The organism is Sorangium sp. So ce327, from assembly GCF_051530205.1.
Classification (GTDB): Bacteria; Myxococcota_A; Polyangia; order Polyangiales; family Polyangiaceae; genus Sorangium; species Sorangium cellulosum_B.
In genome coordinates, this window is the sequence record NZ_CP150330.1 from 1,638,858 (window position 1) to 1,660,252 (window position 21,395).

At 72.5% G+C, this 21,395-nt stretch carries 19 protein-coding genes; 11 read left to right on the forward strand and 8 right to left on the reverse strand.

Annotated elements, in window-relative coordinates:
* Window positions 1-189 precede the first annotated feature (189 nt).
* From WME95_RS06065 to WME95_RS06075, 3 genes are read left to right on the forward strand one after another with little or no spacing between them, the layout of a single operon-like run.
* Window positions 190-738: a hypothetical protein gene (locus WME95_RS06065; RefSeq protein ID WP_437907480.1), complete on the forward strand. Its 549-nt coding sequence runs from the start codon at window positions 190-192 to the stop codon at window positions 736-738.
* A complete protein-coding gene (locus WME95_RS06070; RefSeq protein WP_437907481.1) occupies window positions 735-1,697 on the forward strand; it encodes an HTTM domain-containing protein in 963 nt (320 codons plus the stop codon). Before WME95_RS06065 ends, WME95_RS06070 begins: the two co-directional genes overlap by 4 nt.
* A 59-nt stretch (window positions 1,698-1,756) precedes the next feature.
* On the forward strand, window positions 1,757-2,227 hold the full coding sequence (locus tag WME95_RS06075) for an NUDIX domain-containing protein (RefSeq protein ID WP_437907482.1): 471 nt from the start codon (window positions 1,757-1,759) through the stop codon (window positions 2,225-2,227).
* A 52-nt stretch (window positions 2,228-2,279) separates the two neighbouring features.
* Here WME95_RS06075 and WME95_RS06080 read toward each other — a convergent pair whose 3' ends face one another.
* The gene (locus tag WME95_RS06080; protein WP_437907483.1) at window positions 2,280-2,753 is read right to left on the reverse strand and encodes an N-acetyltransferase family protein; all 474 of its coding nucleotides are present in this window, start codon (window positions 2,751-2,753) and stop codon (window positions 2,280-2,282) included.
* A 289-nt stretch (window positions 2,754-3,042) separates the two neighbouring features.
* On the opposite strand from WME95_RS06080, the gene WME95_RS06085 reads away from it, so the two are divergent.
* Entirely contained in the window at window positions 3,043-4,218 is a 1,176-nt protein-coding gene (locus WME95_RS06085; RefSeq protein ID WP_437907484.1) for a hypothetical protein, read from the forward strand.
* Window positions 4,219-4,323: 105 nt separating this feature from the next.
* On the opposite strand, the gene mdh is transcribed toward WME95_RS06085, so the two are convergent.
* On the reverse strand, window positions 4,324-5,265 hold the full coding sequence (gene mdh, locus WME95_RS06090) for a malate dehydrogenase (RefSeq protein WP_012233684.1): 942 nt from the start codon (window positions 5,263-5,265) through the stop codon (window positions 4,324-4,326).
* 128 nt (window positions 5,266-5,393) lie between these two features.
* Here mdh and WME95_RS06095 point away from each other — a divergent pair, with 128 nt between their 5' ends.
* Entirely contained in the window at window positions 5,394-6,356 is a 963-nt protein-coding gene (locus tag WME95_RS06095; protein WP_437907485.1) for a phosphoribosylaminoimidazolesuccinocarboxamide synthase, read from the forward strand.
* 104 nt (window positions 6,357-6,460) lie between these two features.
* Here the strand turns inward: WME95_RS06095 and WME95_RS06100 are convergent, their stop codons facing one another.
* Both WME95_RS06100 and WME95_RS06105 read right to left on the reverse strand, forming a co-directional pair.
* Window positions 6,461-7,384, reverse strand: coding sequence for a hypothetical protein (locus WME95_RS06100; RefSeq protein ID WP_437907486.1), 924 nt, complete (start codon window positions 7,382-7,384; stop codon window positions 6,461-6,463).
* Between the two features lie 141 nt (window positions 7,385-7,525).
* Complete coding sequence (locus WME95_RS06105) at window positions 7,526-8,440, reverse strand: hypothetical protein (RefSeq protein ID WP_437907487.1); 915 nt, start codon at window positions 8,438-8,440, stop codon at window positions 7,526-7,528.
* A 307-nt stretch (window positions 8,441-8,747) separates the two neighbouring features.
* Between WME95_RS06105 and WME95_RS06110 the strand changes: the two genes are divergently transcribed.
* The 3 genes from WME95_RS06110 (at window position 8,748) to WME95_RS06120 (ending at window position 13,145) form a co-directional block, all read left to right on the forward strand.
* Window positions 8,748-9,848, forward strand: coding sequence for a hypothetical protein (locus tag WME95_RS06110; RefSeq protein ID WP_437907488.1), 1,101 nt, complete (start codon window positions 8,748-8,750; stop codon window positions 9,846-9,848).
* Window positions 9,849-9,997: 149 nt separating this feature from the next.
* Window positions 9,998-12,670 carry a HEAT repeat domain-containing protein gene (locus WME95_RS06115; RefSeq protein ID WP_437907489.1) on the forward strand — a complete coding sequence of 891 codons (2,673 nt, stop codon included), beginning with the start codon at window positions 9,998-10,000 and terminating at the stop codon, window positions 12,668-12,670.
* Window positions 12,671-12,755: 85 nt separating this feature from the next.
* The gene (locus WME95_RS06120; RefSeq protein WP_437907490.1) at window positions 12,756-13,145 is read left to right on the forward strand and encodes a hypothetical protein; all 390 of its coding nucleotides are present in this window, start codon (window positions 12,756-12,758) and stop codon (window positions 13,143-13,145) included.
* A 42-nt stretch (window positions 13,146-13,187) separates the two neighbouring features.
* Here the strand turns inward: WME95_RS06120 and WME95_RS06125 are convergent, their stop codons facing one another.
* Together WME95_RS06125 and WME95_RS06130 are read right to left on the reverse strand one after the other, a co-directional pair.
* A complete protein-coding gene (locus WME95_RS06125; protein ID WP_437907491.1) occupies window positions 13,188-13,820 on the reverse strand; it encodes a hypothetical protein in 633 nt (210 codons plus the stop codon).
* Window positions 13,820-14,896 carry an AAA family ATPase gene (locus tag WME95_RS06130; protein ID WP_437907492.1) on the reverse strand — a complete coding sequence of 359 codons (1,077 nt, stop codon included), beginning with the start codon at window positions 14,894-14,896 and terminating at the stop codon, window positions 13,820-13,822. The genes WME95_RS06125 and WME95_RS06130 overlap by 1 nt, the downstream gene beginning before the upstream one ends.
* A 43-nt stretch (window positions 14,897-14,939) precedes the next feature.
* Here WME95_RS06130 and WME95_RS06135 point away from each other — a divergent pair, with 43 nt between their 5' ends.
* The gene (locus tag WME95_RS06135; protein WP_437907493.1) at window positions 14,940-15,437 is read left to right on the forward strand and encodes a hypothetical protein; all 498 of its coding nucleotides are present in this window, start codon (window positions 14,940-14,942) and stop codon (window positions 15,435-15,437) included.
* Here the strand turns inward: WME95_RS06135 and boxB are convergent.
* A complete protein-coding gene (gene boxB, locus WME95_RS06140) occupies window positions 15,434-16,876 on the reverse strand; it encodes a benzoyl-CoA 2,3-epoxidase subunit BoxB (RefSeq protein WP_437907494.1) in 1,443 nt (480 codons plus the stop codon). The genes WME95_RS06135 and boxB overlap by 4 nt on opposite strands.
* A complete protein-coding gene (gene boxC, locus WME95_RS06145; protein WP_437907495.1) occupies window positions 16,873-18,633 on the reverse strand; it encodes a 2,3-epoxybenzoyl-CoA dihydrolase in 1,761 nt (586 codons plus the stop codon). The genes boxB and boxC overlap by 4 nt, the downstream gene beginning before the upstream one ends.
* A gap of 89 nt (window positions 18,634-18,722) precedes the next feature.
* Between boxC and WME95_RS06150 the strand changes: the two genes are divergently transcribed.
* Both WME95_RS06150 and WME95_RS06155 read left to right on the forward strand, forming a co-directional pair.
* Window positions 18,723-19,613 carry a helix-turn-helix transcriptional regulator gene (locus WME95_RS06150; protein ID WP_437907496.1) on the forward strand — a complete coding sequence of 297 codons (891 nt, stop codon included), beginning with the start codon at window positions 18,723-18,725 and terminating at the stop codon, window positions 19,611-19,613.
* 33 nt (window positions 19,614-19,646) lie between these two features.
* Window positions 19,647-21,341 carry a glycogen synthase gene (locus tag WME95_RS06155; protein ID WP_437907497.1) on the forward strand — a complete coding sequence of 565 codons (1,695 nt, stop codon included), beginning with the start codon at window positions 19,647-19,649 and terminating at the stop codon, window positions 21,339-21,341.
* Window positions 21,342-21,395 lie beyond the last annotated feature (54 nt).

Here is a 21,395-nt window from a genome sequence, read left to right on the forward strand (position 1 = left end):
ACATGACCGGCGGCGGTCCGATGGGGGGCTTCGCACCCTCGGCCGGCGGACGCCCGAGAGGGGACAGGACGGATCGCTGAGGGCGCCGGCGCCGCGGCAGGAGAGCGGGACGGGCGGCCCTCTCCCCGTCTCGCTCTCGTCAGTCAGGTTCGCGGGCGCTCGCAGGCGGGCACACCCGGAGGGAGCTGCATGGAGGGAAAGCGGAACAGCCGGAGTCACGCCGCAGCCCTGGTCGCCGTCGTGGGCCATCTGGGCCTCGTCGTCATGGGGGCTCTCCAGATCCATCCCGAGGGAGACGGTCGGCTTGCGCGGGCGCTCGCGGTTTACGGCGCGCTCTCCGGGGCCGAGAGCGGCTATGCCTTCTTCGCGGACAGCATCACCCCGCTGCCCAGGGCCAGATTTCACGTCTCGGGTGCCGGCGGCGCGACCCTCACCGACGCGCTCGAGTCGGGCGCCAGCCGCGAGACGGAGATCCGGATACTGAACCTCATCACGCCTTTCTTGAGCGTGGAGGATCCGACGATCCAGCGCTCGATCGCCGCCTCGTGGGCGGGCAAGGTGCTGGCGAGACACCCCGCGGCCGAGAGCATCCTCGTCCGACTGGAGACGTGCGATCTGCCGTCGATGCGGGAGTACCGGGAGGGGAAGCGGTCCGGCTGGAACCTGCAGTACGAGGCGAAGTTCATGATCCGCTCGAAGCTCCGGACCTCTCGAGAGGCGAGCGGGGGTGCGCGGTGAAGGACCCTTCGATCGGCCTCCGCGGGGTGGCCGCGGGCGGCGAGCCCGCGCGGGTCCTCGGCGCGATCGAGCGCTTCGCGCTGGCGCCGGCCTCCGCGGCGCCGCTCGCGGCCCTCCGCGTCGGGCTCGCGGCCGTGCTCTTGCTTCAAGCGGCGCTCGTCGCGCCCGCGCTCTTCGAGCTCTACGGCCGGTCCGGGATCCTCCAGGGGCCTCTGCGCGACGTGTTCGCGAGGACCGATCTTCCACGCATCGGCTGGGCGGTGGAGCTCCTTGCCCCGCTCGGGATCGGGGAGGATCCGGTCATCCTGGGCACGGGGGTGATCTACGTGGTTGCCCTCGCCGCGCTCCTGGTCGGTTGGTGCACGAGGGCCGCGGCCTTCCTGGCGTGGCTCACCCACCTGATGCTGGTGACGACCGCGAGCTCCACCGTCTATGGCGTGGACAGCTTCGCCAGCATCTTTCTCTTCTATCTCCTCTGGATGCCTTCGGAGGCCGCCTTCTCCATGGATCGCCGGCTCGGGCGCGCGCGGGGAGGGCCCACGCCGGCAGCCCGGCTCGGGTTGCGCGTTGTGCAGCTGCACCTCTCGTTCGCCTACCTCGTCAGCGGGCTGGGAAAGGCAGCGGGCGAGCCGTGGTGGGACGGCGAGGCGATCTGGCGTTCGGTCATGTTGCCCGAATACCGGCAGTTCGACCTCTCGTGGCTCGCCGGTGCCCCCTGGCTCGCGGCGGTCGCCGGGTGGACGGTGCTGCTCGTGGAGATCGGCTATGGCTTCCTGATCTGGCCGCGCCGCACGCGGCTGCCCTGGGTCGTCGCCACCGTGGCGCTGCACGCCGGGATCGCCTTGTTCATGGGGCTCCTCGTGTTCGGCGCCCTCATGGCGGTGCTCACCATCGCCGCGTTCGCGGTGCCGAGCGAGCCCGCGGCGCCTGCGGCTCCGGCTGGCGCGGCGCCGGGGTGATCCTCGCGTTCTCCCTTCTGGCGAGCGGCGCCCCCGGATAAGCTGTCGTAGGTTCGATCATGTCCCGCACGGCCATCCCGACCTGGTGCATCGCTGTGGTGCTGGTGAGGCACCGGAACCGGTTCCTCCTCGTGCACGAGCGCAAGCACGACCAGCGCTGGTATCTGCCGGCGGGCCGCGTCGAACCCGGGGAGACGTTCGCGGAGGGGGCACGGCGCGAGGCGCTCGAGGAGACCGGCGTCCCGGTGGAGCTGGAGGGCATCCTGCGCATCGAGCACAGCCCGGGCCCCTGGCAGGCGCGCTTCCGGGTGATCTTCCTCGCGCGCCCTCGGGACGCCACGCCCCCGAAGAGCCAGCCGGACGAGCACTCGCTCGAGGCGCGCTGGGTCACGCTGGAGGAGCTCGCGGCCTTGCCGCTGCGCGGCCCCGACGTGGAGCTCTATTGCCGCGACGTGCTGGCCGGAGCGCAGGTCTTCCCGCTGTCGCTGCTCGGGGCCGAGGGGGAGCCGCTCCTCGTGAGCGGCCGCTGAGGCGGCGCTTCCCGCGCCGTGGCGATCCCGCTGGCCGCGCGGCTGCTCGTGTCTACAGCTTCAGCTTCATCCCCTCGTGGCTCGCCACGAAGCCGAGCCGCTCGTAGAAGCGGTGCGCCCGCCGCCGCGCCTTGTTCGAGGTGAGCTGCACCCGGAAACACCCCCGCCGCCGCGCCTCGTCGATGGCCCATCGCATCATCGCCTCGCCGACCCCGCGGCCTCGCAGGCTCGGGTCCACGATGACGTTCTCGATCTGCGCCACCCGTGCTCCGCGGTTCGCCACGTACTGGATGATGGTCAGGTGGAACGCGCCGGCGACGCGCCCCTCGACCTCCGCGACGAGCAGCGCGTTGTTCGGATCTTCCGCGATGGCGGCGAGCGCCTCGCGGTAGCGCGGATCGAGCGGCGGGCCGGGGTGGTCCGTCTTCGCGTTGCCCTCGTCCGGGATCGAGAAGAGATGGACGATCGCCGGCAGGTCCGCCTCGGCGGCGCGGCGGATGGCGGGTACGAGCAGCGGCTGGCTCATGCACGCATCCTGCCACAACACACGGCGGTCTCGCACGGAATCAAGGAATCACGGAATCACGGCAGGAGCGGGGCAGGGGAGCAGAGGGGCAGAACAACAGACGAGAAGAAAAATAGAGATGCTGAGAATCAGCGGCGCAGGGAGCGGGAAGCGTGAATGAAAAGAACCGCGGGAGTCCTTCCTTTTTAGGCCCGTACGATTCGCCTTCATGCCCGAGTGTGATCTAGACACAGGCGATCAAGCCGTGCAGAGTCGACGCACCATCATGTCGACCCGGAGGACCGTGTAGATGCGCGTAGTCAACACAGCCGACATCCTCGCGATCGAGTCTCTCAAGGCGGATGAGCGCACCCTGCTGGGGCTGTTCAAGGAACTCCGGAAACATTCGGAGCTCTCGGCTTACCTGCCTGAAGTCTGCCACCTGTCCTTGCGATGGGTACGCCTGCTCGAAGGCCAGCCGCTCAGGCCTCGTGCGCTCCTCGGCAAAGGCATGATCGTCGTGACCGAAGGCTCGGGCGAGGTCATCGGGGACTCGCCATGCAGCGTCCAGGCGGGAGACGTCGTGATGGTCCCTCCCGGCGGGCTGCAGGGGCTCGTGGGCGGCGCGCCGGGCGGGCTCTCCGCGATATCCATCCATCTCGAGGAGCTCGACGAAAGCGAGCCTCGCTGGGACACGCCGTGTCTGTGCGCGGCGCTCGGGCGGGAGGACAGCGCGGACGAGGCGTCCCCGGATCGCGCCGTGTCCCCCGTGGATCTCCTCGTCGAGGAGAACGAGGTCCACGCGCGGGAGTTCGCGGGCAGCCCCTTGATGCAGCTCATCCGGTCCGAGCGCGCCCTCCGGGACGACGTGAAGCGGCGGATGCTCGGGGCGCTCCAGATCTGGTCGAACGCGTTCCAGAAGGTCCTGTGCGCCAGGGTCGTCTTCGAGTCGCACCCCGGGGCCATCGCGATCGCCGAGCGCCACCTCGCCGACGAGGTCGGGCACAACCGGAGGCTCTCCAGGATGCACGACCCGCGGAGCTCGCCGTCCTGGGACCGCGGCATCGCCGCGGCGTCGTCGTGGTTCATCGAGCGGATGGGCTCGGCGTCCACCGAGGAGCGGACGGTCCTCGTCCACTTCGTCATCGAGCGCTGCGCCGACATCCTCCTCACGGCGGCCCAGCAGATCTTCCCCGACTCGGACTACTTCGCGACGCACGCCGAGGTGGACGCCGAGCACTTCAAGCTCGGGCACAGCCTTCTGAAGGGCTTCCCCGGCCTGGAACTCGGCCCGCTGCGGGGCGCGCTCACCGAGGGCTGGCAGATGATGAACCTGATCTGCCAGCGCATCAGCGACATCGCCGCAGGGGAAGGCGTCGCGGCTACCGAGATGCCGGCGGGCGGCGCGAGCGCAGGCGAGCTCGCCCGCGATTCCCGGCGCGAGCTGACGGCCGTGCTGGATGGCCTCTACGGCGGTGCGATGTGAGCCGCTGAAGCGCCGAGGGAGAGGGAGAGCCCTTCGCTCTCTCCTCTCCCTCCCGCTCCTGGCGCGCGTGCCCTTCGTGACGCGCGGCGCGCCGCGCGACCGGCGCTAGCTCGAGGCCTTCACCACGTCGGTGATGCCCTGCACGCTCTTCGCGCTCTTCGCGAGCATCTCCTTCTCTTCTGCGGTCAGCGGCAGCTCGACGATCTTCTCGATGCCCTTGCCGCCGAGGATGACCGGCACGCCCATGAAGATGTCCTTGTAGCCGTACTCGCCGTCCAGGTAGGCCGCGACGGGGAGCAGCCGCTTCTGGTCGAGCAGGTAGCTCTCGGCCATCGCGACGGCGCTCGAGGCGGGCGCGTAGTAGGCGCTCGTCCCCATGAGCTGGACGATCTCGCCGCCGCCCTTGCGGGTCCTCGCGATGAGCGCGTCGAGCTTCTCCTTGCTGATGAGCTCGGTCGCGCGCACGCCGTTGATCGTGCACGCCGACGGGATGGGCACCATGTCATCGCCGTGGCCGCCGAGGACCATCGCGCGCACGTCCTTCACGGACACGTTCGCCTCGCGCGCCAGGAACAGCTGGAAGCGCGCGCTGTCGAGCACGCCCGCCATGCCGAGCACGCGCTCGCGCGGGAAGCCGGTGCGGCGCTTGAACTCGTAGACCATGGCGTCGATCGGGTTCGAGATGACGATCACCAGCGCGTTCGGGCAGTGCTCCTTCGCGCCGTCGGCCACGCTGCGGATGATCGGCAGGTTCGTCGCGACCAGGTCGTCACGGCTCTGGCCCGGCTTGCGCGGGATGCCGGCCGTGACGATGAGGACGTCGGCCCCTGCACAGTCGGCCCAGCTCGAGGTGCCCTTGATCGAGGCGTCGTAGCCCAGCACGGCGCCGTTCTGCTCGAGGTCGAGCGCCTTGCCTTTCGCGAAGTCCGTCTTCTGGGGGATGTCGAACAGCACGACGTCCCCGAGCTCCTTGCGCGCGATGAGGGCCGCGAGCTCCCCGCCGATGTTGCCGGCGCCGATTAGGGCGATCTTTCTTCGGTTTGCCATGGGCGGCCCTATTACCACCCCCCCGGCCGGAGACCAACGGGGCTCCAGGGCGGGCGCGGGGGAGTGAACTCGGCCGGCGCCTTCGAAACCTGTCGACTCGGCCCGCGAGCCCGGGTAAGCCGCGCCCCATGGTCACCGAGGACGATCTGCGCACCGCGCTCGGCAGGGTGCTCGAGCGCACCTCGCTCGCGGGCCCCTTCGCCCGCTACGAGGGCAAGGTGCGGGACTGCTACACGACGCCGGACGGCCGCCGCCTGCTCGTCGTCACCGACCGCATCAGCGCCTTCGATCGCGTGCTCGGCACGCTGCCGCTGAAGGGCCAGGTGCTGAACCGCCTGTCCGCCTTCTGGTTCGAGCGCACGCGGAGCGTCGCCCCGAACCACATGATCTCCCAGCCCGACCCGAACGTCCTCGAGGCGATCGAGTGCACGCCCCTGCCGGTCGAGATGGTCGTGCGCGCCTACGTGACGGGCGTGACCTCGACAAGCATCTGGACGCACTACGCGCGCGGCGAGCGCGTCTTCTGCGGCCACCGGCTCCCCGAGGGCCTCCGCAAGAACGAGCGGCTGCCGCGGCCCATCCTGACGCCGAGCACCAAGGCGCCGAAGGGCGGGCACGATCTCTCCGCCTCGCGCGAGGAGATCCTCGCCCTCGGCACGATCGCGCCGCGCGACTTCGACGCCGCCGCCGAGATGGCCCTCGCGCTCTTCGAGCACGGCGCCCGCGCGTGCGCGGAGCAGGGGCTCATCCTCGTCGACACCAAGTACGAGTTCGGCAAGGACCGGGACGGCAACATCGTCGTCATCGACGAGATCCACACCCCCGACTCGTCCCGCTTCTGGTTCGCCTCGTCCTACGGCGAGCGCTTCGCGGCCGGCGAGGACCCGGAGTCGTTCGACAAGGAGTACGTGCGCCGCTGGCTCGCCGCGCGCGGCTTCCAGGGCGACGGGCCGATCCCCGCGATCCCGGACGAGGTCCGGATCGAGGCGTCCCGCCGCTACATCGAGGCGTTCGAGCGGATCACCGGGACGGCGTTCGTCCCCGACCTCGAGGACCCGGCGGTGCGCATCCCGCGCAACCTCGGGGTGTGAGGCGGGCGCGGCCGCGCCCATGAATCGTCGCGGGGCGCAGGTGCGCACCGCCGTTGCAGAAGATCGCGCCGTAACCCTCGCCCCTGCCCTCGCGGGCCGGCGGCTCAGGCCTCGGGCGCGACGAGCTTCTTCGCCCAGAGGATGGCGTCCTTGCGGGCGCGGCCGACGACGAGGTGCCGCGCCAGCACCGCCGAGCGGCGGAAGCCGTTCGCGAGGAGGGCGGCGCAGAGCTCCTGGTCGTCCGCGGGGGCGAAGGTGAACGTGCTCACGGCCTTCTCCTCGACGAGGCGCTCGCAGAGCGCGCCGATCGCGGCCGTCGTCGCGAGCCGCTCCGCCTCGTGGCGCGGCGGGCACAGGAGCTCCAGGAACGAGTTGCCGAAGCACGACTGCATCTCCCACGCGGCGTGCAGCGTGAAGCCGCCCCGCGCGGACAGCACGTAGCCCGTCCGCACCGCGTCGCGCCCGAACGGCTCGAAGCCCGTCAGCGCCCGCCCCGCCCGCTGCGCGGCCGCGACCGCGCGCCGCAGCTCGACGCCGCTCGCGGGCGCGATCTTGATCGCGGGCAGCGGCCGCCCCTCGGCCTCCCGGAGCAGCCGCCTCGCGCGGGCGATCGTGCGCTCCGCGAGCAGGACCGCCGGAGAGGCCGCGACGTCGTCGCCCTCGCCGCCCTCCTCGCCGTCGCCGCTCGTGCGCAGCCGCGACGTCATCTCGGACACGACCGCCCCGAGGATCCAGGCGTCGCTGCGCTTGTAAAAGCCGGGGATCGACCCCTCCCGCGTGAACCCGAGGCGGGTCCACGTCGGCACCTCGTCGCGCTCGACGAGCGTGAAGATCTTCTCGACCCCCTCGCGCTTGGCGGTCGACAGGACGAAGCTCCGCTTGGACGGCGTGGGTCCCGCGCGGAAGTCGACGATGCGGAGCGTCCGGTGCCGCCGATTGACCAGGAGACAGAGCGAGACGGAGTCGTTCCGGAACAGGAGCTCGTCGACACCGCTGCTCGCCGTCGAAGACAAGTTTGTCGCTGCCATACCCCCTCGCGCTCGACGCAGGCGTGAAGCCTCGGATCAGATGTCTATTGCAGAATTGCAAATTGCAGATCTGCAATGCCCCCCCTAGCAGTCGAGGCTTACAGCGTCAACGATGTCGGCGGGATCGCGGTGAGGAGGGGCTCAGGGGGTCGCGGCGAGCCGGCTCGCGTCGGTCGACTTGACCCCGAGGGCCACGAGCGCCTCCTGGAGCCGGGAGCGCTGGAGGGAGATGCGGGTCGGCATCCCTCCGGAGATCTTGAACGTCTCGAGGAAGTTCACCCCGCTGTCGAACCGGGCAGCGAAGGTGATGCTGTCGTTGTCGACGACGACGGAGATGGGCGCGCGCTCCTGCCCGATGAGGAGGAGCAGGGTCTTGTCGTAGGCCCCGCCCCGCTGGGAGGCGTCGACGAGGACGAGGCCCGGCTCGACGCGCTCGTAGCGGAGCGCGATCCGGCGGGTCTCGGCTTCCATGGTGGCGAGCTCGGCGCCGGCCTGGTCGATGGGAGTCCAGAGCGACGGATCGGAGAGGCCTGACGCGAGGTGCCGGACGATGAGGCCGAAGAGGGCCTGATCGCGGGGGCGGGCGCGGAGCGCGCGGTCCATGCGGGTGGCGGCCGGGCCCGGGACGCCGATGCGGGTGTCGATGGCGCGGGCGTCGTCGTCGCAGCCGGGGTAGGGCTCGACGCCGCCGCGCATCCACTTCGCGCCGCTGGCGAGGCCGTCGAAGTCGACGTGGCAGACGAGGGTGTCGACGCGCCCGGCGCGGGCGACGAGCTCCGGCGTGATCATCTCGGGGCAGGCGCCGTGCTCGGCCTTGGTCGACAGGACGAAGCGGGGGTCGCCGGCGAAGCGCGCGTGGTGGGCGCTGTCGTGGTGGTCGACCCAGGCGGCGAGCCGCGGCCCGAGGTCCTGGATGAGGGGGAGCGTGACCGTCTCGAAGCTCTTGCCCCCCGCCTCCGAAGCGAAGGCGATGTCGAGAACGGCGACGTTGCCGCGCAGATCGCGGGCGCGGGGGAGCTTGCGAGGGGAGGCGAAGGCGAGATCGAATCCGTGCATGGCGTGGCTTCCCGGAGAGGCAGGTACCGTCCAGCCGGGCGACCCGGCGCGTGCCGCGGCGGGCGCCCTGCTCCATACACCCGAAACGGTCGAAGCGCTGCGGTGGAGGACCTTTCTCGGGCGAGGCCTGAATGTTCCGCTAGGATGATCCGACCAACGGCAGGGGCGGCTCGGCGTGCCGGGCGGCCCCGCAGTGAGTGCGCCGCCGCGCAGAGCAGGCCGGCGGTTCCAGGGAGACTCGACAGCTGGGGACCGCGCTCGGGCTCGCCGCGCGAGCGGGGCTGCCGGCCTGTGTCGGAGGAAGTGGATGAGAAGCGACGTTCTGGGACTCGGTCTTCTGGCTCTTGGGGGGGTGCTCTGCGTGGGGCTCCCGGGCACGCCGGCCGTCTCCGAGGCGAAGGCAGAGCCCGCCCAGGTGGTGGTGTCGGCCGCGCAGGTGACGGGGGCGGCCGCGCAGGCGACCGCGACGGTCGGCCAGGCGGTGTCGGGGCCGGCGTGCAAGCTGAAGGGGACGGCGCCGGTGCCCAAGGGCGCCCGGCTGCATGACGCGCCGAGCGGCGGCAGGACGGTCGCGAGCTTCACCGGCGCGCTGGTCCCGATGACGCTGAGCGCGATCCCGGCGGATCCGGCGGCGGGCCGCGCGCGGCTGAGCACGTCGGACAGCTCGCCCGCGCTGCGGATCGACGGCTACATCGCGCCCTCGGACGTCGCGGTGTTCACGACGCGCGACATCCCGGTCATCGCCGGGCACGTGTGGATCTCGAGCGCGCAGAAGGTGAAGCTCGTCGCGGCCACGGGCGACTCGCTGCGCGCGGAGCTCTCGATCTCCGGGTCCGAACGGCAGACAGCGAAGGCCTCGGCCCCCTGCGACGCCTTCGCGCTGCAGCGCGGCGTCTCCACGAAGATGGAGATCCCCGGCAGCGCCCGCGGGTACCTGATGAAGACGTCGACGATCGAGCTCTTCGATCGTCCGGACGGCGACGTGATCTTCACGCTGAGGATGCTGGAGGGGACGGCCCAGCTCTTCTGGAGCACCGAGGCGAAGTCCGGCTTCGTCCACCTGATGTCTCGGGGCGACCTCACGATCGACGCCTGGGCGCGCCTCAAGGATCTCGAGCCGCTGAAGAAGGGCGAGATGATGGACCAGTACATCCCGCCGACGACCGCGGTGGCCGGCGCGCAGCTCGCGCTCGACAAGGCGCCGCCGATCGTGAAGGCGACGAGGGCGATCCCGGTCCGCGCGCGGCGCGACGAGAAGGAGAAGCCGATCGGCGAGATCGAGGCCGGCGCGGAGATCTACCTGCTCGAGACGGTGGCGGGCTGGACCAACGTGCTCCCGAAGGCGCTCGGGATGACGCCGCCGGACGAGGGCGGCTTCTGGATCCCCGCCACGGAGACGCCGAAGTAGCGAGGGCGCGCGGGCCCGCTGTGCGCGGCGGGCCCGCCTGGACGACGCGCCGCAGCGCCGGTCCGGGGGGAGCGGCGCTGTGCTCGAGGCGTCAACTCTCGATCAACTCTCGAGCGGTTTCGCCGCGCCGGGCGACTAGGATGGCGCGCATGTCCAGCTCGCCGTTTCGTTTCCGGCGGCCTCGCCTTGGCGCGGCGGCCGGGGTGATCGCAGCCTCCGCGGCCGTCGGTGGCAGCGCCGCCGCGCAGGCCGCGCCCGTGGTGCTCCCTCACGCGGCGGGCCAGCAGGCGCTCGCTGTCCGCATCGATCCGGGCGGGGTCACTGCCCGCGCCTGTCCTGCTGCGGCTGCGTGCGCGCCCGACGGCGGCAAGGTCCTCGCCGTGCCGTCCGAGGTGGCGCCGCTGCTCGGCGGCGCGCGCGTCGTGCCGGTCACCCTGGCGGACGGCAAGCGCCTCGCCAAGATTGAGGTATCGGCCGGGGGAAAGCCGGCGGGCGCCGGCGCGTCGGAAGGCGCGAGCGGCAGCTGGGTGATGCTGCTCGCGGCGCCGCTCGCGGGGAAGGGGGCGGAGCCGCTCGTGCTCTGGAGCGGCTGGACCGGCGTCGCCACAGGGGAGCACGGCGAGGGCCGGAGCGACGCCGTGGTCGTGGAGCCGATCGGCGGCAGCGGCAGCCGTGTGCTCGTCGGGCAGCTGCGAGACGACGTGACCCTCTGCGGGCGGCCGGCGCTGGTCGGCGCGAGCGAGGTCGATCCCCGGACCATGACGCTCCTGAAAGGGGCCAGCTTCCAGAACCTCTCGGCGGAGGAGCGGCGCGCCGCAGGCAAGGTGGTCGCCGAGCGCCGTGACGCCGACGCGGCGGCGGCCGCCTTCCGGCTGCTGCGCCCGACCGCCGCGTCGAGCGCGGTCGGCAAGCGCTTCGCGGAGATCGCCGACGGCGACCCGAAGACCGCGTGGTCCGAGGGCAAGGCGGGCGCGGGCCGGGGCGAGTTCGTGTCGTTCTCGTCGGCGGACGAGGTCGGGATCACGGGCCTGGGTCTGCGCATCAAGCCGCCCGACGGCGTCGAGGGCGGCGCCGCGCCGCGCACGCTCTTCGTGGCGACGCCCGACCGGCTCTTCCAGGTGAGCCTGCCCGATGACGCGTGGCTCAAGGAGTCCGCCGGCTACGAGGTGAAGCTCCCCGAGGAGATCAAGGCCTCGTGCATCGCCGTCGTGCTCGACGATGCGTACGCGCCGGCGGGGGCCGGGGGGGGCCGCGGCGCGCCCTCGGCGCCGGAGGTGCGGGTCACGATCGCCGAGGTCACGGCGCGCACGGCGTTCGACGGGCAGGGCCCGGCGGCGCTCGTGGGCGCGCTCGCGGGCGGCGGCGAGCGATCCAGGGCGGCGGCGGCGCTGCTCGCGCGCGGCGGACCGGAGGCGGTCGAGGCGGCGATCGCCGGCTATGACAGGCTCGATTTCGCGGGCAGGCAGCTCGCCCGGGGCGTGATCGACACGGCGCCCTGCGCGATGCAGATCCCGTTCCTCACCGCGCGGCTGGCGTCCGGCGCGGCATCGGCTGCGCAGCCCCCGCCCGGCGCGGCATCCGCGGGGCGCGCGTCCGGGGTTGCATCGGCCGCGCCGGGGCGCGCCGCTCGCGCTGCGCCGCCCGAGCTCGATCCGGAGCTCCACCACGCGCGCGATCGCATCCGCCGTTGCGGGCGCGCGGCCGCGCCGGCGCTCGCGGAGATCGTGAAGGCGGGCGCGGCCGCGGCCAGGGTCGCGGCGGCCCGGGAGCTCGCGCTCGTCGCGCCGGCCGAGGCGATCCCGGCGCTGCTCGACGCCCTCGCCGGGGCGCGCGGCGCGGCGCGGAGGGAGCTCCGGGCCGCGCTCGCGCTGGCGGCGCGGAGCGAGCGGGCCGCTTCCGTGGTCGAGGAAGAGGTGCAGATCGAGCGGCTCCGCGCCCGGCCGGAGGACGCGCAGCTCGATCTGCTGCGCGCGCTCGGGCCGGCGCTCGGGCGGGTGAAGGGCGGCGGCGCGGCGTTCCAGGCGCTCGCTTCGGCGGGCGGCGCGCCCTTCGAGCGGCGTTACCTGCTGCAAGCGCCGGCCGCGGCGCTCGCGCGCGGGGGCGAGGCGCCGGCGGAGGCGTACCTCCGGGCGTCGCTCCGGAAGGACGCGGACGCGCACGTGCGCCTCCGCGCGGCCGAGGTCGCGGCGGACGTGCCGTCGCTCGCGCAGGACCTGCTCGCGGCGGCCTCCGATCCGGACGCGCGCGTGCGCGAGGCGGCGATCGTGGCGCTCGCGCGCGCGGCCGCTGCCGGCGCGAAGCTGCCCGCCGGCGCGGCCGAGGCGCTCGCGGCGCGGCTCGCCTCGGACCCGTGGACGTTCATCCGGGGCGGCGCTGCGCTGGCGATCGGCGCGATGCCGGCGACGGCGGCGGGCGACCGGGCGCTCGTCGGGGCGCTCGCCGACAGCTCGCCCGAGGTGCGCCGGCACGCGCTCGACGGCCTCGGCGCGCACCGCGCGACCGCGCACATCGAGGCCGTGCGCGACCGGGCGGAGGACAAGGAGGAGGACCTCGAGGTGCGCGCGCGGGCGATCCTCGCGCTCGGGGCGATGTGCGACGCGAGCTCGGTCGATCTGTGGACGCGGCTCGCGCTCCGCGCGAAGGCGCCGATCGGCGAGCACGATCAGCGGCTCGGCTCGGCGGCGCTCGCGGCGCTCGGATCGGTGCACCCGGCGGATCTGCCCGCGCGCCTCAAGCCGCTGCTCGACAAGGACACGCCGCACGGCCTGCGCGAGGCGGCGAGGGCAGCGCTCTCCGCGGCGCCGCAGTGCCGCCGCCGCTGACCGAGAATTGAAGGCCAGCAGGCGGGCGGCAGGCCGCCAGCGATGCCCCTCGCTCTCCGCTCTCCTTCATTGGCCAACGAAACGCATGCTCAACCTTCACAAGCTGGTTCGGGATGCGCTTCTGGACGACGCCACGCACTCCCGGACCCTGCGAGCCTGCCTCGAGGGGGACGGGGCGCGCGCCTTTCGCTACTTCGACCGGATCCTGCGCAGTCGTGAAGCCTACGCCAGCGTCGGTCTCGATCTCACCGAGTTCTCTTCGCTGCTCCCCTTCGATATCTCCAGTCTGTCGACCCCGCTCCTGGTTTGTCTCCTCACGAGCTCCGCCGGCCAAACCGCGCAGCTCATCGGCGCGCTCGCGGTCCTGTCAGAGTTCGGCCGCGAACAGGATCGACCTCTCATCGAGACGTTCGTGAAGGACAAACGCGCAAGGGTCGCCGCCGAAGCAGCTCGCGCGCTTCGACTTCTGGGATAGCCCCTTCCGACCATGGCTGTTTCATCGTGAGGGCGTCAGCGCTCACCTCACGACGCGTCCTGCCCGCCGCGGCAGCACCGCGCGCGCGCGAGAGAGCCACTCGACGAGCGACGTGGCGTCCGGGGGGACGGCGTCGAGGTCGGCGTCCTCCGCGACGCGCACCATGGCGGCGCCGTCGCCCGGCATCATGCCCTTCGCAGCGAGCATCGCCTGCGCCCTGAGGGGCGACATCTCCTCGGTCGCCTTCTCGCCGAGCAGCGCGAGGATCCAGCCTCCGAGCGCCGGCGCGGCCACGCCGCCGATCACGTCGGGCGGCGAGGACAGGGCCGACGAGACGCGCCGGATGCCCTCCGCGATCGCCTCGCGGCGCGCCGGATCGCGGTCGATGTCGCGGGCGAACGCGAGGATCTCGCACCCGGCCTCCTGCGCGTCGAGCGCCGCGCCAAGCACGTGGTGCGTGTCCTCGTGGGCCGCGCCGCGCGCCTGGTACTTCCGGATGCTCTTCCACTCGCGGGCGCCGCCGACGACCCATCCGCTCGGCTGGACGCGGGAGAGCAGCGTGACGAGCACGCCGGGGTGCTTGTCCGACTGGTAGGCGGGCGCTCCGGCGCGGCTGCCCAGCTCGCCCTCGCCCTCGCCGACAAGGAAGACCCGGATCCGATCGGGCGCCTTCATCACGGCCGCGGCCCTCCGCCGAGGAGCGGCGCCTCGTCCCCGCCGTTGGCGTAGCTCAGCCAGAGCTCCCCCAGCGCGTACACCCTCGCCCGATCCTCGAAGCCCGGCGTGTCCAGGATGCGCGTTGCCCTCATCCCCCGCTCGCCCGCGCGGGTGACGACCGTGACCTCCTCCGGCTGCAGCTCGTTCACCACGAGCGGGCTGTGCGTCGCGAGGAGGACCTGGGTCTTCTCGGAGACGAGGCGCAGCGCGCGCATCACATCGGCGATGCGCGAGGGGTGCAGCCCGTGCTCGGGCTCCTCGACGAGGAGCAGGGGCGTCGGATCGAGGTGCGGCAGCGCCGCGAAGGCGAGGTAGTACAGCATGCCCTCGCTCATCAGCGACGCCGGCACCACGGCGCCGCCCTCGAGCTTCACGCCGATGGCCTTCGTCGTGGAGCTCGGGTTGGCGAGGTGGAGGCTCTTCACGCTGGGGAACAGGCGGGTGAGCTCCTGGTTCAGATCGACGTACGCTGACAGGTCGCGGCTGATGACGGCGTCGTAGACGGCCGGCAGGCCCGTGCCGCGCTCGTCGGCGAAGCAGAGCGGGTGCCCGTCGGGGATCAGCGGGTGCGGGGCCCTCAGCGCGTCGGGATCGAGGCGGAGCATCTGGGCCCCGCGCAGCGCCTGGACGATGTCCAGCGCAGGGCGCTCCGGGCTGGGCGCGCCGCCCGCGTCGTCGTCCCCGTCTGCGTCGTCGAGCAGGGAAGGGGGCTCGAGATCCCTGGGGAACGACATGGACCGGACTCGCCCCCCGGCGTCGAGCTCCACGCGCCACGTCGTGCACGCCGCCGACACCTCGAAGACGGCGCCGTCCGGGGCCCTGCTCGTGGGGCCGGCGCGCCCGAGCGTGTCCAGCGACGGCGCCCCGAGCGCCCGCTCGAGGACGGAGGAGAGCGTGCGGAGCGCCCGCAGCACCGTGCTCTTGCCGCTGTCGTTGGGCCCGATGAGCGCATGCAGCGGCGTCAGCTCCAGGGTCGCGTCCTGGACGCAGCCGTAGCCCTGGATGCGGAGCTGCTCGACGTAGGGTCGGTCCATCGAGGTTGACGCCAGCATAGCCGCTCGCTCGGCAGCAAGGAACTTGGCCCGTCCTCGCCAGCCCCTCTACGCCGCGGTCATGCGCCGCCTCCCGTCGATCGCGCTCGTCGCCCTCATCGCGCTCGCCGTCCCCGTGGCGAGCGGCCTCGGCGAGCGGCACGCCAGCGCCAGCGTCGCCTATGAGTCGCCTTACACCTTCGAGCAGACCTTCGGCACGGCGCTGCGCCTCGTGCGCGTCGATCTCGGCTTCAAGATCGTCGAGAAGGACGTCTCCAATGGCTATCTGCTCTTCGAGTACCGGAGCCCGGAGAGCGGCGGCAGGGTGACGCAGGGGGCGATCGAGGTCGTGGACGGCCGCGCCGGGGTGCACGTCGCCGTGCAGCTCCCGGCGATGCCGCAGTACCACGAGCAGGTGCTCCTCGACGGGCTCGTGAAGAAGCTCACCGACGAGCACGGCGACCCGCCGAAGAAGGCGCCCGCGGGCGGGGGCGCACCTCCCCCTGACGCGGGCGCGCCCTTGCCCGACGCGGGCGCGCCCTAGCCGCGCCGCACGTACTCGAAGTCGACGGGCTTGCCCTTGAGCCCCTTCGTCGGCGCCGCGATCCAGTTCGCCATCTGCTTCGGATCGAACACCGGCTTCTCCATCAGGCTCCGCACGTAGGCCTCGTCGCTCGCGGTCGGCAGCCACGCGTCGCGCCGGCGCTCCCACGCCTCCTTCGAGAGGGGGTTGCCGTCGACGTCGAAGTGGAGCCCCGCGTAGATCCCCGAGCTCCGGTGGAAGCGCCGGCTCGGCAGGCTCAGCTTGAACGACACGCCGGACGCCTCGATCACCCGGTTCATCTTGTCGATCCCGCGCTGCGAGTCGGCCACGTACTCGTCGCGCAGCACCTCGTTCATCGCGTTCCTGAGCGGCACCTCCTCGCGCCGCCAGCCGGTCACCGCGCCGCCCCCGGCGGCGGGCACGTGCGGTACATCGATCACGTAGACGCCGTCGAGCGCCCGGTGGTCGTCGTACGACGCCTCCTTCGCGCGGCCCTTCACGCTCGAGGCGAAGAACGACGCCGCGTTCGACGAGATCTCCCCGCCGAAGAGGTCCAGCGACAGCGAGTACCAGAGGTTCAGGTACTTCTGCATCGTCGGTAGATCGATGCCGCCCTCGGCGCGCGCGTCCTCGTTCGCGTTGCGCTTCATCAGCTCGCACGTGCGCTCGACGATGCGGAGCAGGCCCGTCTCGCCGACGAACATGTGGTGCGCCTCCTCGGTCAGCATGAACCGCGTCGTGCGCGACAGCGGATCGAAGCCGCTCTCCGCGAGCGCGAGCAGCTGGTACTTGCCGTCGCGATCCGTGAAGTAGGTGAACATGAAGAACGAGAGCCAGTTCGTGCACGGCTCGTTGAAGGCGCCCAGGATCCGCGGCTTGTCCGGGTCGCCGCTGCGCCGCTCCAGGAGCGCCTCCGCCTCCTCCCGGCCGTCGCGGCCGAAGTGGCTGTGCAGGAGGTACACCATCGCCCAGAGGTGCCGCCCCTCCTCGACGTTCACCTGGAACAGGTTCCGCAGGTCGTAGACGCTCGGGCAGCTCTGGCCGAGCAGCCGCTGCTGCTCCACGCTCGCGGGCTCGGTGTCTCCCTGCGTCACCACCAGCCGCCGCAGCATGTTCCGGAGCTCCCCCGGCACCTCTTGCCACGCCGGCTCGCCCAGGTGGTCGCCGAAGCCGATCGTCCGGTCCGCCACCCGATCCGCGAGGAAGATGCCCCAGCGGTACTCCGGCATCTTCACGTAGTCGAAATGCGCCCACCCCTCGTGATCGACGCTGATCGCGGTGCGCAGGTAGATGTCGTCCGCCTGGAAGCCCTCGGGCCCCGCCTCCCGCCACCAGTCCAGGAACTTCGGCTGCCACGCCTCGAGGGCGCGCTGCAGCTTCCTGTCCGACGCGAGATCGACGTTGTTCGGGATCCTCTCCGAGTTGACGACCGCGCTCATGTCCGCCTCCAGTCGAATTCGGGGCGCTCCGGCCGCCCGTACACCGTCAGCGCGCCCCGCTGGCCCACCGCGTTGGGGCGCTGGAAGATCCAGTTCTGCCAGGCCGACAGCCGCGAAAAGATCTTCGTCTCCATCGTCTCGGGCCCGCAGAAGCGCAGGCTCGCCTCCATCCCGGTGAGCGCGTCGGGCGACAGGCTCACCCGCTCCTCGATCGCGAGCCGCACCTCGTCGTCCCAGTCCATCGCGTCCGGCGCGAAGGTGCAGAGGCCCTCGTCCAGCGCCTCCTCGGCGGACAGGAGGCCCGTCTTCTCCTTCAGCGCGGCCACGCGCTCCGGCGCGCCGAGGAAGCGTGACGCGAGCCGCGTCAGGCCGTTCGACATGACGAGCGGACCGAAGTTCAGCGAGCTCAGCGCAATGGACGCGGGCGACGCGGGCGACGCGGGCGCCCCTGCCTGCCCCTCGTCCCCTCCGCCGTCCAGCATGTAGGAGCGGTCCGCCGCGAGGGCGAGCTCGAACAGGCTCCCCGCGAAGCAGGAGCCCGGCTCGATCAGCGCGAACACGCTGCGCGCCGTGAGGTCGAGCCGCTTGAGCACGCGCCGCATGTGGAGCAGCACCTCCTTCACGAACCAGTCGTCGCGGCTCGCCCACAGCGCCTCGTCCGCGGCCCGCACCGCGGCGGGAGAGCCGTACGTCCGCAGGAGCACGAGGCCCACCGTCGGGTGGTTGAAGCGGAGGTCGAGCAGCGCGTCGTCCAGCTCGCGGAACGCGCGGAGCGCCCACAGGTCCGCGCCCGCCCGGCGCATCCCGGCGGCGTCGGTCGACACTTCGCCTTCCGGCCCGAGCACGCGGATCTCCGCGGTCCTCGCGGCGCGGTCCACCTTCATCGACACGTGGCGGTAGTCGCAGGTCGACACGTCGCCCGCCGTGGCGCGCCGCGCCTCGAGCGGCGAGAGCCTCACCCCGGGCCCCGCCCTGTCCGGCGTCGCCGCCGCGAGCTCGGCGGCGCGCTGGGCCACCGCCTGCTCGAAGCGGCTCTTCGGGATCGATCGATCGACGAGGCCCCACTGCTCCGCGCGCTTGCCGCGCACCCCCTCGGCCAGCGTCGAGAACACGTCCGCGAGATCGCGCCGCACCTTGCGTTTGTCCACGAGCCGCGTGAGCCCCCCGGTCCCCGGGAGCACGGCGAGCAGCGGCGTCTCCGGGAACGAGACGGCGCTGCTCCCGTCGTCGGCGAGGAGGATCTCCTCGCACGCGAGCGCGAGCTCGTAGCCGCCGCCCGAGGCGACGCCGTTCAGCGCCGCGAGGTAGCGCTGCCCGCTCTCGGAGCACGCCTCCTCGAGCGCGAGGCGCGTCTCGTTCGTGAACTTGCAGAAGTTGACCTTGAACGCGTGCGTCGACGACCCGAGCATGTAGATGTTCGCGCCGGCGCAGAAGATCCGCGGCTGCGCGCTCGTCACGACGACCGCCTTCACCTCGGGGTGCTCGAAGCGCAGCCGCTGCACGATGTCGGCGAGCTCGATGTCGACCGCGATGTCGTAGCTGTTGAGCTTCAGCTGGTAGCCGGGCCGCGCCGCCGCGTCCTCGTCGACGTCCATCGCCACGCGCGCGATCGCCCCCTCGAACGAGAGCTTCCAGTGCCTGTAGCGGCCCGGCTCCGTCTCGAAGCGGAGGGGCGCGTCCTCGCCGGACGCGCCGTCTTCCCGGGCCCTGGTCTGCGGCGCCGGCGCCGCGGAAGGAGGAGAGGTGGTCGCTTCCATACCCGACGAGCCCACCACCGCGCCGGGGTTCAGTCAAGCAGTATAGTTCTTGTTGGACCGGCTGTCATGAAATATAGTGCATCGACGAGATGGCGTCCCGTCAGACATCGCGCAAGGCGCGCGCAGGCCAGGGGCCGGAGGCGGGCGCGGCGGGCGTCGCGGACGGCGCGCCGCCGATCCTCGCGCACCTCGGCGGTCGGCTCCGGCAGCGGCGGACGGAGCTCGCGCTCACCTTGCGGGAGCTCGCCGAGCTCGCCGGCGTGAGCGAGCGCTTCCTTGTGCTGCTCGAGAGCGGGCGGGCGAACGTCTCCGTGGTGCGGCTCGAGGACATCGGCCGCGCGCTGGGCACCTCGGCCGCCGCGCTGCTCTCGGCGGGCGAGCTCGGCGAGGAGGCGCCTCTGCGCGGCCGGTCGGCCGGCGAGGACGGGGGAGGGGCGGGCGAGCCCCTCGTCGCGCTGCTCGGCCTGCGCGGGGCCGGCAAGACAACGATCGGCGGCCGCGCCGCGGCGCGGCTCGGCGTGCCCTTCCTCGAGCTCGACGCCCTCGTGGCCGCGCGCGCGGGGATGAGCCTCGCCGCCCTGTTCGAGATCCATGGAAACGCCTACTACCGGCGGCTGGAGCGCGAGGAGCTCGCGCGGCTCGAAGGCGCGCGCGCCCACGGGATCGTGGCCACGGGCGGCGGCCTGGTGACCGATCCGGCGACCTTCGAGCGACTGAGGCGCTGCGCGGTGACGGTGTGGCTCCGGGCGACGCCCGAGGACCACTGGCGCCGCGTGGTCGAGCAGGGGGACGCGCGGCCCATGGCCAACCGGGCCGACGCCATGAAGGAGCTCAGGGCGCTCTTCCAGGCGCGGCGCGCGCTCTATGAGCAGGCCGACTTCGCGGTGGACACGTCGGCGCTCGGTCTCGCGCGCTCTGTCGATCGCGTGGTCAAGATCGCGCGTGAAGCTGGTAGAAGGAACGCGACGCGCTCGCCTTGAGTCGGGGGCGCGCTCCCCCTCCTTCCCATGTCCATGCCGCGCCTCAAAATTCTCTTCGTGGTGTCCGAGTGCGTCCCCTTCAGCAAGACAGGTGGTCTAGCCGACGTGGCGGGCGCGCTGCCGATCGCGCTCGCCGCGGCCGGTCACGACGTGCGCGTCGTGATGCCGGCCTACCGTGTCGCCAAGCGCTACCTCGCCCGCCAGATCGCGCTCACCGAGCAGCAGCCGGCGGGCAGCGAGGCCGTCGCCGCGCCGGCCGTCGCCGCGGCGGCCGCCGGCAGCGGGCTCGCCGCCTCGGCGGCCGACGCCGCCCCGTCGGCCGACACCGCCCCGTCGGCTGGCGCTGCCCCGGCGACCGATGCCGCCCCGTCGGCCGACGCGACCCAAGCCGGAGACGGCGAGCCCCCGGCGGAGCGCTTCGTGCCGCACCGGCTGCCGCTCTCGCTCGGCGTGCCCCTCGGCGGCGGCGAGGCGTGGACCGCCGTCTGGGAGACGCGCCTCGATCCCGGGGCGCCCGGCACACCTGCGCCCCGCGTGTACCTGCTCGAGCACGACGTGCTCTACGATCGCGACGGCATCTACGGCGACGCGCACGGCGAGTTCGGCGACAACCTCGCCCGCTACGCGCTCCTGTCTCGCGGCGCGCTGCAGCTCTGCCACGCGCTCGAGTTCTGGCCGGACATCGTCCACGTCCACGACTGGCAGTCGGCGCTCGTCCCGCTCTACCTCAACGTCCTCGAGCACCGGTCGCCGCTCGCCCGCGCCGCGTCCGTGCTGACGATCCACAACCTCGGCTACCAGGGCTGGTTCAACAAGGGACAGCTCCCCACGACCGGGCTCGGGTGGGATCAGTTCCACAGGTTCTGCCTCGAGGCGTACGACAGCATCAACCTGCTCAAGGGCGGCATCTACAACGCCACGCTCGTCTCCACGGTCTCCCCCAGGTACGCGCAGGAGATCCAGACGTGGGAGGGCGGCGAGGGGCTCGACGGCGTGCTGCGGGATCGCGGCACCGACGTGATCGGGATCCTCAACGGCATCGACGATTCCATCTGGAACCCCGCGACCGATCCCCACATCGCGGCGCCGTTCTCCGCCGAGGATCTTGGCGGCAAGCGCCTCTGCAAGGCGGCGCTCCAGCGAGAGATGGGGCTCGAGGAGCGCCCCGACGTCCCGCTCCTCGGGCTCATCAGCCGCCTGGCGACCCAGAAGGGGATCGACATCCTCGCGGGCGCGCTCGACCACATCCTCTCGCTCGACGTCCAGCTCATCGTCCTGGGCTCCGGCGAGCGCTGGGCCGAGGACCTCTTCTCGCGGATCTCCGGCGCGAGCGACCGCTTCCGCGTCTACGTCGGCATGAACGAGGGGCTCGCCCACCGCATCGAGGCGGGCGCCGACCTCTTCCTGATGCCGTCGCGCTACGAGCCCTGCGGGTTGAACCAGATGTACAGCCAGCGCTACGGGACGCTGCCGGTCGTGCGCGCCGTCGGCGGCCTCGACGACACGGTCGAGAACAACGTCACGGGCTTCAAGTTCGAGGAGATGTCGTCGAGCGCGCTCGGGAACACCGTCGCGTGGGCGGTGCACCTCTACCGCGCCGACCCGGCCTACTTCCGGTCGATGCAGCTGCGGGCGATGAAGAAGAACTTCGGCTGGGCGCAAGCCGCGCGGCAGTACGAGGCCCTCTACCGCCTCGCGATCGCCCGCCGGACCGGCCGCCCGTTCTGACCGCGCCCGCGCCCCCGGCGGAGGCGCGGCGCGATCGGCACGTGGGCGGCGCGC

Excerpts from the sequence above, each read along its gene's own strand:
- WME95_RS06115 (WP_437907489.1), top strand. The coding sequence starts at position 9,998 with ATGTCCAGCTCGCCGTTTCGTTTCCGGCGGCCTCGCCTTGGCGCGGCG.
- WME95_RS06150 (WP_437907496.1), top strand. The coding sequence starts at position 18,723 with ATGGCGTCCCGTCAGACATCGCGCAAGGCGCGCGCAGGCCAGGGGCCG.
- WME95_RS06100 (WP_437907486.1), bottom strand. The coding sequence starts at position 7,384 with ATGGCAGCGACAAACTTGTCTTCGACGGCGAGCAGCGGTGTCGACGAG.
- boxC (WP_437907495.1), bottom strand. The coding sequence starts at position 18,633 with ATGGAAGCGACCACCTCTCCTCCTTCCGCGGCGCCGGCGCCGCAGACC.
- WME95_RS06065 (WP_437907480.1), top strand. The coding sequence starts at position 190 with ATGGAGGGAAAGCGGAACAGCCGGAGTCACGCCGCAGCCCTGGTCGCC.
- boxB (WP_437907494.1), bottom strand. The coding sequence starts at position 16,876 with ATGAGCGCGGTCGTCAACTCGGAGAGGATCCCGAACAACGTCGATCTC.
- WME95_RS06085 (WP_437907484.1), top strand. The coding sequence starts at position 3,043 with ATGCGCGTAGTCAACACAGCCGACATCCTCGCGATCGAGTCTCTCAAG.
- WME95_RS06130 (WP_437907492.1), bottom strand. The coding sequence starts at position 14,896 with ATGGACCGACCCTACGTCGAGCAGCTCCGCATCCAGGGCTACGGCTGC.
- WME95_RS06125 (WP_437907491.1), bottom strand. The coding sequence starts at position 13,820 with ATGAAGGCGCCCGATCGGATCCGGGTCTTCCTTGTCGGCGAGGGCGAG.
- WME95_RS06105 (WP_437907487.1), bottom strand. The coding sequence starts at position 8,440 with ATGCACGGATTCGATCTCGCCTTCGCCTCCCCTCGCAAGCTCCCCCGC.
- mdh (WP_012233684.1), bottom strand. The coding sequence starts at position 5,265 with ATGGCAAACCGAAGAAAGATCGCCCTAATCGGCGCCGGCAACATCGGC.
- WME95_RS06080 (WP_437907483.1), bottom strand. The coding sequence starts at position 2,753 with ATGAGCCAGCCGCTGCTCGTACCCGCCATCCGCCGCGCCGCCGAGGCG.
- WME95_RS06075 (WP_437907482.1), top strand. The coding sequence starts at position 1,757 with ATGTCCCGCACGGCCATCCCGACCTGGTGCATCGCTGTGGTGCTGGTG.
- WME95_RS06155 (WP_437907497.1), top strand. The coding sequence starts at position 19,647 with ATGCCGCGCCTCAAAATTCTCTTCGTGGTGTCCGAGTGCGTCCCCTTC.
- WME95_RS06095 (WP_437907485.1), top strand. The coding sequence starts at position 5,394 with ATGGTCACCGAGGACGATCTGCGCACCGCGCTCGGCAGGGTGCTCGAG.
- WME95_RS06120 (WP_437907490.1), top strand. The coding sequence starts at position 12,756 with ATGCTCAACCTTCACAAGCTGGTTCGGGATGCGCTTCTGGACGACGCC.
- WME95_RS06110 (WP_437907488.1), top strand. The coding sequence starts at position 8,748 with ATGAGAAGCGACGTTCTGGGACTCGGTCTTCTGGCTCTTGGGGGGGTG.